Annotated in this window: 7 protein-coding genes; 2 read left to right on the forward strand and 5 right to left on the reverse strand. The window is 51.3% G+C overall.

All coding sequences use genetic code 11. The annotated features are described in order from the left end of the window. Nucleotides 1-28: 28 nt before the first annotated feature. Nucleotides 29-1,537, forward strand: coding sequence for a sulfatase (locus Pla144_RS21560; protein WP_146452772.1), 1,509 nt, complete (start codon nucleotides 29-31; stop codon nucleotides 1,535-1,537). A 228-nt stretch (nucleotides 1,538-1,765) separates the two neighbouring features. Here the strand turns inward: Pla144_RS21560 and Pla144_RS21565 are convergent, their stop codons facing one another. The 5 genes from Pla144_RS21565 to Pla144_RS21585 form a co-directional block, all read right to left on the reverse strand. After that, entirely contained in the window at nucleotides 1,766-2,851 is a 1,086-nt protein-coding gene (locus tag Pla144_RS21565; protein WP_146452773.1) for a sugar phosphate isomerase/epimerase family protein, read from the reverse strand. A 245-nt stretch (nucleotides 2,852-3,096) separates the two neighbouring features. Next, nucleotides 3,097-4,005: a PEP-CTERM sorting domain-containing protein gene (locus Pla144_RS21570; protein ID WP_146452774.1), complete on the reverse strand. Its 909-nt coding sequence runs from the start codon at nucleotides 4,003-4,005 to the stop codon at nucleotides 3,097-3,099. Nucleotides 4,006-4,466: 461 nt separating this feature from the next. Next, complete coding sequence (locus Pla144_RS21575) at nucleotides 4,467-5,165, reverse strand: DUF4956 domain-containing protein (protein ID WP_197530910.1); 699 nt, start codon at nucleotides 5,163-5,165, stop codon at nucleotides 4,467-4,469. Nucleotides 5,166-5,173: 8 nt separating this feature from the next. Continuing rightward, the gene (locus Pla144_RS21580) at nucleotides 5,174-5,887 is read right to left on the reverse strand and encodes a polyphosphate polymerase domain-containing protein (RefSeq protein ID WP_146452775.1); all 714 of its coding nucleotides are present in this window, start codon (nucleotides 5,885-5,887) and stop codon (nucleotides 5,174-5,176) included. A gap of 80 nt (nucleotides 5,888-5,967) precedes the next feature. Then, entirely contained in the window at nucleotides 5,968-9,780 is a 3,813-nt protein-coding gene (locus tag Pla144_RS21585) for a CotH kinase family protein (protein ID WP_197530911.1), read from the reverse strand. 446 nt (nucleotides 9,781-10,226) lie between these two features. Here Pla144_RS21585 and Pla144_RS21590 point away from each other — a divergent pair, with 446 nt between their 5' ends. After that, nucleotides 10,227-13,781 (forward strand): hypothetical protein, encoded by a 3,555-nt coding sequence (locus Pla144_RS21590; RefSeq protein WP_146452777.1) that lies wholly within the window; start codon nucleotides 10,227-10,229, stop codon nucleotides 13,779-13,781. Nucleotides 13,782-13,786: the final 5 nt, after the last annotated feature.

Here is a 13,786-nt window from a genome sequence, read left to right on the forward strand (position 1 = left end):
TGCGCACTTATCGAAAGTCAAGGCACACATGCAGAAGCTTCTCCAAACTCTGATTGGTACCCAAATTTTGTTTGCTGTTTCCGTGTCGGCATCTGCCGAACATTCGAAACCGAACGTACTTTTTTTCGCGGTGGACGATATGAACGACTGGGTCGGGGCGTTAGGCCACGAACAAGCTATTACGCCGAACATGGATCGTCTGGCGAGATCGGGCGTCAACTTCGTTAATGCCCACACGGCTGGGGTCTTCTGCGCGCCATCGCGGTCTGCCATTTTCACGGGACGACATGCCAGCACTACAGGGTGCTACACAACTCAAGTCTACTTCCACGATCATCCGGAGATCATCCCGCTCCAGAAGGTCCTGCAAGAAGGCGGCTACGCCACTTTTGGTGCAGGAAAGCTGTTTCACCATCCGGCTGGATTTGTCGATCGGCGAGGTTGGGATGAGTTCTTTCTGCGCAAGGAGGAGCAGAAGAAGAGAGGCTGGCCCCTCGATAGCTGGACTGTGGATGACCCCGCATTACCAATTCCCTACCCTAACAGCATTTTCAATCACGACCGAAAGCCAGCAAATGAATTCTTCTTGGAGTGGGGCAGAGTACTCAATGAGAACGAGGAGAAGATGGCCGATACCATCCGCACCGAGTGGGCTTGTGATCTATTGAGGAAGAAACATAACAGGCCGGTCTTCGTGGCGGTCGGACTCTACGCTCCCCATTTCCCCAACTATGCGCCAGAAAAGTATTTTGATCTCTATGATCCCGACAAAATCGAATTGCCTCCTTGTCGGGCCGACGATCTGGAGGACTTACCGCCAAAGATACGCAAGGCGAAAGAGGCACGCGCCGCGCATCACAAACGCTTGGAAAGGCTGGGCGCGGTTGATGATGCAATACTTGGTTATCTTGCATGCATCTCCTATGCCGATGCAATGCTGGGGCGGTTGCTCGATGCGATCGAGTCGGGGCCAAATGCTGACAACACGATCGTAGTGCTATGGAGCGACCACGGCTATCACCACGGCGAGAAATTTGACTGGGGAAAGCACACACTCTGGGAGCGCACTTCAAATGTGCCGTTCATCTGGTCGGGTCCTGGCATTACTCGAGGGGTCGAGGTGAATGCGACAGTCAGTCTGATGGATATGTTTCCTACACTGATCCAGTTGTGTGCCGTGCCGGATGGGATGTCTCGCGACGGCGTCTCACTGGCGCCGGTGTTGAAGGATCCGGCGTTGGCGAAGGACCGCGACATTCTGCTGCCGGGGATGAAACCGGGAGAATATGCCATGATGAATCAAGATTGGCGCTACATCCACTATGCGGATGATACCGAAGAGCTCTATCACGTAAAGCAGGACCCGAACGAATGGGACAACTTGGCGTTGCATCCAGAATACAAGGACATCAAGAGAGAGCTGGAAGCGGCCGCTCCGCAGGCATTTGCATCACCCGGTCCGAACAGAGGTGAAATCAAGCTCGTGATCAAGGGAGAAGACTTTGATTGGGCCCCCAAGAAGCGAGCCGCTCCATAAGTATTGCCAGACTCACTGCTACTGTCGGAGCAGAATGATTTCAAGGTTGTTGGGACAGATTTCTAGACGCGATCGGCAGTCGGCGAGAGAGACTCGGCTCGATAATCCCGTGTTAGGATTGCGTTTGTCTCGGGAGAGTCTAGGAAGGTTTCTTGAGGGCATCACGACGGGTGATGGAGGAAAACACATGCGATCCTTATGCCGAAGTTTGTAATTAGGTAGCGCCAGTCATCGTTGCGTCAATCCCGCACCGCAGTGCTTTCGCAAGTACGCTACACTCTTCAAAAATTGCGCTCGTTGATGTTGTTGATCGAATTCGTCTTGGTCAACGCCAGATTCAGGTTTAACAACGTCCATTGCGTGTCCCTGACGACACAGCCTCAAAAACCCGACGATTCCTCTCGCTTTGAGATTGGGGAAGCCTTCCCAGAATTCGTCCTCCAAGTACGGAATCGGACGTTGACTATTAGAAATGGTTTCAACGAAAAGCGGCACCCCAGGGCACAGGGTTGCCAGGTGATTGACATACGCTGGAGCGTCCATCAAACCCTCGCCGATGGCGGTCCATTGAAACGTAGCGCCCTCTGCGGACTGCCACACCATATAGTCACGAATGCTGCTGCAGACCGCGTAGGGGCCCAGCGTCTGAACGTGCTGCATCGGATCTTCCATGGACCACAGCGCGTTGCCAGGGTCCAACATCGAGCCGCATACATCGCTGCCAACTTCCTGAATCAGAGCCAGTACTTCTTCTGACCGCAGGTCGCCCGCGTGGTTTTCGAAGCCAAATTTAACGCCCGCGTCCATAGCGCGACTCTTGAGTGCTTTGAGTACCTTGATGGATTCGGCAATACGAGATTCGATACCACCTCCGGTGTAGCGATCATTGATGCTCCCGATGCGGACATTGACGACGGGCGAACCGACGGTTTTAGCGACATCGATGCCTTTCGCGAGCAGCGCCGCGGCGTCGCCATGTTCATTTGAGAAGGAGGCCGACTCCTCGCAAATTCCCCCAGCACCAATATAAATGCTCATGTTCGTCTGGTTTGCTAACGCCTTCAAGCTCCGCAAGTGTGAGTCTTCGAGGCTTTCGAAGTAGTTCAGGCCATTTAGTAGCACAGCATCAAGGTTTTGCTCAGCGGCGAACTTGATCAGCGGAGTCGCCTTCCACTTCATCCCACGCAGTGAGTAACCGTCCAGCCCAAGCGGCACCCTCGAAGCCTTATCGGAGTTGGCGGCCAGCAATCGGCTAGGCATGACAGTCGCTGCTAGGAGCGCGGACGTACGATAGAGGAAGTCGCGACGCTTCATACTGTGTATTCCGTTATGACAAATTTGATGCAGCCAGTACCCTGAAACTTTTCCTGGAGCTTCATCCGAAGACTGCTAGTTGTGAGATGCACTTGATGAGCCAATGAAATAATCGTTCTGAGTTACGAGAAATTGCTCTCCGATGCAACTGAGAAAGCAAAAAAGGTTGAACTAAGCCGCGCCGCAGCTTAGTTCAACCCCGATTTACGGACCGTGGCTGGGCCACGTCCAAGTAACCATTCTGGTTAGCGGCGCTTGCTGATCAAAATTCCGCCTAGACTTAGACCCAGCAGAAGCAAGGCTGCAGGCTCAGGGATGGCTACATAGGCCGTAGTGAAGCCAGGATTCTTGGTCAGGTCAATCGTCAGATTGGACATTCCGGGAACGCCATTACCACCAATCTTGTTTGCGTTTGCATAATCAGTCAGCAGACCAACAAAATCACCAGGAAGGGTCAATTGACCGGAGCCGCTAATATCAATGCTCGACCCAGCCTGAATTGAAGGCAAACCCGGATTTCCGGAAATATTGTTCAGCGCCATAAGCCCGCCGTCCAGAATACTTACCGTGGCAGAACCGCCAGAGGCAGTAGAAGCGTTACTCGTGCCAAGTCCCAGAATACCACCGTTTTGCTGGAGAGTTCCACTGATATTTACGGTAGCAGTTCCAGTGACTCCCCACCACAGATGGCTCGCAACGTTCACAACTCCACCACTGTTGATATTGATAAAACCGGTAGAGTTATTGTTTGCCGCCCACAGAATTCTTCCGACGTTTACTATTCCACCAGTGTTAACGGTCAGCGTGCCAGTAGCGTTGGCATTGTTGTTTCCAGCAAGCACATCTCCATTTCCTGTGCTGGTGGTTGTGGAAATTACTCCACCGTTATTGACCTCCAGTGTACCGCTCTCATCCACGCCTATTTGAAGGCTCCTAACATCTGGAGCAGCGCCGGCTAGCGTAACCGTGTTGCCTCCCCAATTAAATCGGGCGTTATCGTTAACGCCAGGCAGACCGGGGGCCTGCCAGCCGAATCCATCTACAGCCACAGTAGCAAACCAGTCGCCACTCGTCTGGTAACGAATGTCTGCGGCGGTCAATTGGCCAGCCATCAACAGGACGGCCACTAAACTCATTAAGCTTGCTCTTTTCATGAGCTCACCTCCCTCGCAAAAAATAAAAAAAGGTAGTTCGTGTGCCACCAAACGAATGGTGCTACGTCAACTACAAAATCCCTCACACGCTAAACAATTCTTAAGTTAAACACTCTTAAGCACCCAGTTAAAATTAGAGCCCCAATATTTTTTAATCGCCGATTCCTGTGCCGAATAAATCATCACGAGCAGTCTTCGTTCCTAGCTAACACTCAGCCCAAGTGGCCGAGGATTTCGTCGAAAAGTACATCGAACTAGGTAGTGAAAAGCAGCGAACAATTCCAACTATACCAATATTGGTCTGCTTGTCAATGTTTTTCAAGGGGATTCTCAAGGAAAAAGACAATTTTCAGAGATGCGACTGTAATATCAGCGATTTGGAACTACGTTAGGTTTGAACCATGTGTAGACCTCAGCAAGAACAGCCATATGCATTGCCATCCGGCACCCTGTGTTTCGGGCTATTCTCTCGGGGTTCTCATGGTGACTTCGATGCAGTCTTCCCGTGGTCGGGCTTGTTCGTGCGGATAATAGTACAGGTCGATAGAAACCGTGTCGCGCAAGAAGTTGATTTCCCCCAATTCGAGGCGGCTTAGTTTCAAACCGGTTCTCTTCTCAAGATCGGCCACTAGCTCAGCGTGGTTCTCAGGTCGGATGAGATCCACCTTCTCATAAACAATCGTTTCTCGCATTTCGCTTTTGAATAAGGATATGTTTTCCAACACAGCAGCCAAGCCCATGACGGTGAGGTTAGTAAACGCCAATTCCATATAGCTCATTTTCTTGTTGGCAAGTGAGTTGATCACACCCACCCCGATGACCATAAACAGATAGGTCATCTCTTTGATGGGAATCGTACTGGTACGGTATCTCAGGATCCCAAAAATCGCAAAAAGGCCCAAAGCCATTCCCAAGCCCAGATCGAACTTCTTCAGCGTGAAGCAAATGAAGAAGACCATCGTGTTAATCATGAAAAAAGTGAAAAGACAGTCTTTGCTACTCGAATGTTTGTAATAGATGAACCGTACGATCACGGTCACTACGATGATATTGACCAAGTATCGGAAGAGCAATTTGAAGATGTCGTCGTCGAATACTGGAACCTCGAGAAGTTCTCTACTCATTTCACTTTCAGGTAGCAATGCGAGGACTGTATTCATAGGTATTTTCAGGCAATTTTCCGAATTGCGTGGAGTTTTGCTTTAAAGAGATTACATTTTAGATGGGGCTTGAGAAGTATCATGCCCAGACAGTATTTACTTACTCGCATCTGCAGGATATGAAGTCGGTGCAGATGCTGTCGCATCGGCGAGCGGCGCTCGTCCAACTCCTGTTTGACTTCTGCAATGATGATATTAGGTAAGCTGCGTCGTGTATCGCCATCACTGAATGCGAGATCAAGATCGAGGGTAACACGTTCAGGTTGATTGCGATTGACCAGTGTGATTCGGGAGAAGGAGCTCCATAGTTGGGGAATCAGCTCGGGAAAATATCCGGTAACTGCTTCAATAAAGCCGCGCGACGAGGCAGAAAGTGATTCTTCAAATCTGTCAATTGCAATCCGCTGTTTCTTGGTCCGACCTTTGTTATTCTTCGCCTTCACCTCCAGGAAACATGCCCCCGACGATTGATATTGGCGAATCCTGAATTTGAGTCGGTTTAGCTTTCCATTGTGATGTTGCCGATAACACTCATGATCGGGCGTGTCAAAGTACAGCGTACTGTAGGGAGAAAGTCGAACGGATTCGACGCACAGCACACGGTAGGAATACCCGACGCTCTCCAATAGCTCTGGCAGATGGGCAATGCCCAGAACATACTTGGTATCGACACGATTCATTAACGCATGGGAGTCCATGTCAGCGAGGCTTATCGGTTCCATGGCATTCAGAGCGTGTTGAGAAGTAGGGATATACACAATGGGGACAATGTCTCTGCGAGTTGGGACTACGACTCCGCTCTTTAGGAATCGAACTGGACCGTGAAAACTTCGTCGAATACTGCGCCCCAGAATTCGTCGTCATCGCGCCGGTCGTCGATGGTCTCAATGCCATCGGAACGTGAGGAGTCAGCCGAAAGGTATTTTTCGTCCATCCCAGAATCTCGCGAGGAATTGAATGTGGCGATCCGCTGCAACTGCTCAAATGCGAGATCGACGGCGGCAACATGTTCAAGCTCTGCCTCGTCTGCTCCGGAGCGGAAAGGCGAGGCTAAACTTAACAAGAAAAAGCCTGATGGACCGACCAACGGTTCACTGCTCATCTGAGCTGGGGAAATTGGTACAATGTTTTCAGTAAATCTTAGCTGGGCGGAAACCAGCGTCTCAACGCTCTCACCATAATGGGATTGCCAGGCGTTAAGGTGGTTAGCATCGTAGGAAATTCCGAATCCACGCTGCCAGGCAAGAAAGTCGGCACCGTCTACATCGGAGTCATTATCAAAATCGGCCGGTTGACTCACGGTTTGCATTCCCGGCGTTCCATTCCCAGCGCTCGCCCGCCAATTGCTCGAACTGTTGTAGTTTCCAGCGGTATCAATCACTTCCAGGGATGGGCCACCACCATCCGCGATCGTCGGCCAAGGATCATCGTCGGAATAGGTGAAGTCGTGGATAATTTGATCGTTGCCGTCGGTGAGAACGACATGATCTCCACCGTTGGAAAGATCATTCGTGTATTTACCAGCAGTCAATATTCCATTGCCGTAGCGGGCGATGAACGCCGCTTCGTTTTCAACCGCCACAATACTTTCGCCTGGTGCAAGTGAGGTTACGTTTCCGGAGCTGAATTCGAACGAGATGCCACCGATAAACTTAACACCATTGAGACTGATCACATCGTTGCTGATGTTTAGCAACTCGATGAATTCGAAGTCGTTGTCCTCGGCATCTGGAACGATGGCGAGTTCTGCAGAAGTCGGATTGGCGGGGTGATATTGGAGTTCGGTAATCCGTAGATTTGATGCGTCTGCGGGGACTTCAAGAGAAAAGAGTCCCGTCACGGCCCCGCTCCAACCATTGAAGAAATCGCCCGACTTTTTCGCTCGAGCAGTAATCTCCGTCGATTGGGTCACCGTGATCGGACCGGTGTAGTGAAAAGCGCCAACCTTGATTCCGCCGCCACTGGCCCTCGGATCGCTGCCATCGAGGGTGTAGTAGATGTTTGCTCCCGGTTGTGCCGAGAGAGTTACCTGAGTATTAACAGCTACGTTACCAGGTTCAGGACCAAAGGTTGGCGCTGAAATCATCTGCGTATCGATCCAGTTCGCTCGCTGAACCAACCAATTTTCGAGATGGCTAATCTCACCTTCCCAACCGGTCAGCCCCGGATCTGCCAATGGGCCGCCATTGGGGGCAATGCCGCTGCCCCATCTAGCGGCATTCCTGGCTTGGGCCTGGGTAAGCTGATCAGTATGGCTTTGGAGAGTGGCCTCAAGATTGGCATTGCTGAATACGGTTTGACGAAGTTCTTGCCAGCGATCGACCCACCGTTGCTCAAAGTTGGCGTCCTGAAACAACCTATTCCAGTATTGCGTAACCCATAGATAGGCTTCGTCAGACATCCATTTGGTAGGATCTGCTGTTCGATTATCCTCATCGGGACCCATCGCTCGATCAAAATCCCAAAGAGGGCCAAATGCCAGTTTTCCGCCACGATCTTTCGTCAAATAGGTGCTGAGACGAAACGCATCGGGATTGCCCGAGAAGACATTGAAGAGGTGGAAATCGATCGCGGCGTCGACGTCAAGGTAGGCTTGGTAGCCGAGTACTGGGTCGGTGAAATTCGGGCCGAATAAAGCATCTTCAAAATCCTCTACATAGTCGCGAATGTAGTCCACCTGGGCTTGAGTCATGTCGATTCGCTCAGGCTCAACGTGCACGAATTGACTATTGCCTTTAGGATAGCCACGCGAGGAATCCCAGCTTGCATCATTCGGTTCGGCTTCATCGATTTGAAGAATGTAGCCACCTGTGATGTCTGGCGCTGAATTTTGAGTTGGAGTCAGTTCAGCGATATCGACGCGATTATCATCTCGCTTGATCACTTCCATCAAAACGTAAGTGCCCACGTAATCATTATCTGTGAGATCACCGCCGTCATAGTTTGAATAGACATCGACATAACGTGTGCGCGGAGCCCAAGTGCCGGTCTGACGACTTAGGTCATAAATCAAAGCATGTCGCACCATGGTTCGATCGATGGTCCAGGGAGCATAGAGAATCCAGTCCGATTCGGAGGGCATACCTAGCAGCGATTCACTTCTGTCCTCACCAAAGTTGTCGCGTAACTCGATTCGCAAATTTAACTTGGGCTGGCCAAACGTACTCTTACCGCGTCGATGTTGGGCACTGAGTGAGGTGACATCGGCAGGATTGGACAATGAGCTGAGCCCCGTCACTAAATCGACGTCGTACAAAGAAAATGTCGAGTCTTGAAAGTTTTCGTCGGGAATCCCCCCGTTGAGGTTTTCTAGCACAATGATCGGAAGGTCTGAGGTGACGCTCCCTACCGACGAGGAGGCTTTGACGTAGGTTTCGGTTTTGATATTGCCTACCTGGCCCACCGGTCCGTATGCGCGAGCGCGAATTTGCTGGGTCGAATTGACGGTAAAAGGACCAGCGTATAGAGGCGAATTGAGATCCGGATTCGTGCCGTCTGTTGTGTATCGAATCGACTCATTGGCACCCGCAGTCATCGAAAGCTGAAAAGAACCGACAAAAACGCCACCAGTTCGCGAAAACTGGACATCAGAAGCGCGCAAGTTGGTATTAGGCAAATTAGGAGTTGGCGATGCCAAACTGCCAATCACCTGCGGCTCAATCACTCCGCCAGAGGTGAGTACCAAGTTCGGGACCGAAAGCATATCAGAGCTACTGCTCGTATTGAGCATGTGGATAGCGAGCGTGTTGGCACCAACGTTCAGTGTGTAAGAATATTGGCTCAGATCGAAGTCGACATAATCCACTGCCAACCCATCAGGATGATCTCCTGTCGCGACGGAGTTGTAGGCCCCTACAGCGGGTGCCTTATCGCTAGCGACTCGTGTGCCGTTGATGTATGCGATGAAGCCATCGTCATACTTCATTTGAAGCTTGTCTAATAAGGTGGCTGCGTCAGGGACATTAAAAGATATCCGCACATAGACAGAGGTCGTACCCGTCGGCACAGTCGTTTGAATGAGGCCCGCGTAATCTGCCGGGGAATTCTCGTAACCGATACTCGCCGTCCCCGTTTGCCAGCTCATGTCATCGAAACTGTGCTGGGTCCATGTTGCGTCAACAGACCCATTCGTGGGAATCAAATACTGCGAGCTGCTGTTGGGAGTAGCCGCGTTGGTCAAAGTGGTATTCATTGCCAATCCGTAAGAGACATCCGATGTCTGTGCCGGGTAGTCTGTCCCGTTGGGGCCATAATCCGATAGTATGCTTCCGCTTGGATTCACGAGTGCCAAGTACTCGCCACCGGCCGAAAGAGAAAAATTCGTATGAAGGTTGCCCGCCGAATCAGGTGTGTTGTTTCCTGAAGCAAAAACTGTGAGAAAGTCACCCGCTCCAAGCACGGTGCTGGGAAACACCCATTTGTTGGTATCTGTCGCATTGTCGGTTAGCCGATACCCGGCGAGATCGAGGCCCTGATCTCCCTTGTTATAAATCTCAATCCAATCGGGGGTTGCGCCATCACCATCTTCCAGCGTATTGCTGTTGGACGCCATGAATTCGGTGATGATAGGGTTTGCCGCAAGCAGCTCGCGAGACTCAAGAGTTTCAAAGACCAATTTCCTATTTCGTAGACCCATTTAATGTCCTGATTAGTATCTTGAATTGCCTAATTATCTACTTCCATGAAAGACCACCTTGGTAGACGTTCCATCACTTAAGACTAAATGGGAGGAATGGCACGCCCTGCGGGGCGAGAAGCCCCGGGAGCTATCGGTCGACCCATTGAACACAGTCAGAAGAAAATAAGGTAAAAAAAGGAATTGCCGCCAACTTGCGAATTCGCTTGATCTATTACGGCTATTCTAACATCAACAAATGGCCAGCAATCTTGAGTGTACCAGTATTGGTATATTTAGCAAGCTTTAGACAGTAAGATCTAGTTGGAGTTGTTTTTGCAATTTTCCAATAAAAGACTCGCCAAAAACTTCCATGGAGTACCGATTTTGGTATAATACTGATCTGCTGGCTACTTGTCGACTACTAGATCTAGATTGGAGAGAGAATGGGCGAGAACTCGCGTGAGAGGTCCAAATGTAAGAGCCCGCCTAGTTTAGCTGATCGCAGGACAACTTTCGAGAAGCTTGAAGACCGGCTATTACTCACAACCGTGACCTTCAATGCGCCCTCTTCCAATAGTGGCGACGGAACATGGGTCGCCGGGCAGCGAAATGGTGTCAACGTTCATGTTGGTCCCGCCTACCTCTATTACAACACGAGCCCAGCAGCTTTTCCCGGTTTCCAAGTGGGCGACTCGATGTACCTGAGGGTCAACTATTTCGACGAAGGGTCGGGTAAGCTCAAGGTTGAGTACGACAGTCTTACCGACAACTTTGACGATACAGAATTCCATACTCGTTCAAGCCGCATCGACACACAGCAGTTTGTTAGTTCTTACCACTTGCTGGAGAATGTCCAGTTCGCGAACGGAGGCAATGGTCACGATTTTCGCGTGAACGCCAGCGGCGCTCCGATTTCTACGGTGGAACTATCGGACCAACCCTTCCCGGACAGCGGCCTGGACTGGGTTTGGTCCCCCCCTTGGGAGGCACCTTACTCGGGACCAAGCCGCGAGGTGGATGCGTCGACGCTTACCGGAAAGGTCCTCGCCGGCTATCAAGGGTGGTTCAACACACCCAATGATGCCGCCGACGAAGGGTATGTCCATTGGGGGCAGCCAGGCGACTGGTCCATTGAGCAGTGGCCCGACGCGAACGACTACGATCAGAGCGAACTCTTTCCTGTGCCGGGGGTAGCTACTGCCAGCGGAGAACAAGCCTACTTGTTCTCCTCGGCCAATTCATCGGTCGTTAATCGCCACTTTAAGTGGATGCGTGAGCACGACATCGACGGTGTTTTGGTGCAACGGTTTCGTGGATCGTTCATGTATAAACAACCTGACGGATCCTATATTGGCGAACCACAATGGCCAGTGGTAAACGCTCGCGATGCAGCTCATCGCGAAGGACGCACATGGGCAATCGAGTATGACATTCAGAACGGCGGCACAACCTCTCAACGTGACGTGGTCATTCAACAGGTCAAAGACGACTGGGAATACTTAACCGACACAAATGGCCTCGACATGCTCAACGACTCGCACTATCAGCGTGAGAATGGCATGCCAGTCGTGACAATTTTTGGCCTCTACGTTAGCAGCGGCAACAGTTATTCCACCGCGCAACAGATCGACCTGATTAACTACTTCCATTCGCGGGGAGTGTATGTCGTCGGAGCGGGCAGACATTCTGAATCAGGGGCACAAATCGCGAACGCCGGCCTCCACGATGCTTATATCCCCTGGCAAGGATATTGGAAGGGTGGAAACTCTTACTCCTCCGACGAAACAAGACTGAACGGTGTAACACAACACATCCCTCACGTGTTCCCTGGATTCTCTTGGACTCACCTGCAGAACAGTAGTACTGCTACCTCACGCGATCGCGAGGATGGAAACTTTTATTGGCGGATGATCAGCGACGCCGCCAATGAGACCGACGCCCCCTGGTACTTCATCGGCATGTTCGATGAGTATGACGAAGGGACCAACATCATACCTGCCAGCGACGATCCACCTGTGCCGGACACAGATTCGGGTGGAAACCCGTTGACATACCAGGTGAGCGACCCGATGCCCAACGATTGGTGGATGGCGCTGACCGGAGCAGCGAAGCAGGCCCTCCAAGACAAGGTTTCGATTAACGATACTATTCCCACCGAGTCCGAACTTGAAAACCGTTCGAACGTCGGTGGTGAGGCCGTTTGGCAGGGTTCCGGCAGCGATCGACTTGCAGCCATCGATAATCCGGATGGCCAAATCCAAACTACTACTTTCTCCGTTGATGGAAAGTCTTTCGACGCGATCTACTCCTTAGACAATCGCTTGTACTTTCAGGTAGACGATAACTTCTTGCTGCAAGAAACCAACGGTCGCGACGTAACTATTGAGGTCGAGTATCTCGATTCAGGTCCAGGACAGTTCAATGCTCAATACGACTCCACGACCGACTCCCAAAAGGTAACCGAACCCGCCGTACTAACTGGTAGTGGTCAGTGGCGAACCCACCGCTTCCAACTTTCCGACGCCTACTTCGGCAACAATCAAAACGGAGGAGCTGATTTTCTTCTGGAGAAGATTGGCGGAAATCTGTTCGTTCGCCGCGTTCGAGTAATCAAGGAAAGTATGTTGTCGGTGGATGTCGATCTCGGCTCCTCGAATACCGTAAACGGCTTACAACAATTCGAGTTCGCCGGCGACGGTCAGACCTTGGCCACAGTCGTCGGCGGTCGCAGCGTTAGGCAACTCACCGGGACGCCTTTATCACTGTACATGTATATGCGAGTTGACGACAACTTTGCCAACCAGGTCCATGCGGGATTGAACGCCATTGTCGAAGTGGTCTATCAAGACGTTGGCTCTGGAAACCTTAACATTCAATACGATTCGACAAGTGTGGCCTATAAAGTGGCCAGCCCGATTTCGCTTGAGAACAGCGGCGAGTGGCGTACCGCCCGCTTCTATTTGGACGACGCATTCTTTGGAAACAGCCAGAACGGCGGGTCGGATTTTCGGATCACTGGAAATAACATTCCGATTGCTCAAGTAAGGGTGCTGCACTCGTTTGGCGACTTGGCTGCACCGGAGTTGCAAACCGCCTCAGCTATGGTCGACACGCCCCAGAACATTGTCACAATCGCCTGGTCAATGATTGACGACTGGAAAACTGGCTTGATGGACCAATGGACCGTGCAAGAGGATAACCACGTACAAATCGAATGGGCCAACGACGGTGGTTCGTCATGGAATCCTGTAGGTCAGGTTTACGAATATGCGAGCCCAGCATCGCAAAGTGGCTATGACACTGGGGCAGGAGTGAGTACGTGGTCTGACGAAACTACTTGGGATACTACTGGCCTGGTATCCGGTACCTATCAGATTCGCATTACGCCAACTGACGGACGAGGCAACGCCGGGGCATACCTTGAAACGGCGGTATTCGGCTTGGTCGGGGTACCCGCTTTGACCGGCGACTACGATCAGGATGGAGTCGTCGATGGGGATGATTTGACCAAATGGTCGGACTCCTACGGAACTACTACTTCCCCTGGATCAGGTGCAGATGGCAATGGAAATGGATTTGTCGATGGGGCTGATTTCTTGGTATGGCAACGAAATTTTGGGGCCATGCTCCCGCCGCCAATAATGGTTGAGCAGCCAGAAAGCCTTTTTGCAAGTGCGGTCTCTGAACCAATTCTTGCGACGGATGCCTCAGATGTGGCAGAGCAGATCGTGGCGAGAGACGCAGGCATGGTCCTGTGGGCCAAGAATAACCAGCCAAACGTCGAACCCAATTACCTTAGACCAGAGACCGAATCTCCTTCAGATGCAACGATCAACGACCAAACGCTCCGCTTACTCGCTCGCAATGCTGTGCCAAATGATGCGGAAAAAGTCGAGTTCAAGTTAAGGACCTATGACGAAGCTTTTTCATCTTACGAAGAGTCGAACGGATTCTTGGATTCTCAGGAAGAATCACCTGGAGAATTTCTCGATCTCTAGCAACT

The sequence above is a fragment of the Bythopirellula polymerisocia genome, from assembly GCF_007860015.1.
Classification (GTDB): domain Bacteria; phylum Planctomycetota; class Planctomycetia; order Pirellulales; family Lacipirellulaceae; genus Bythopirellula; species Bythopirellula polymerisocia.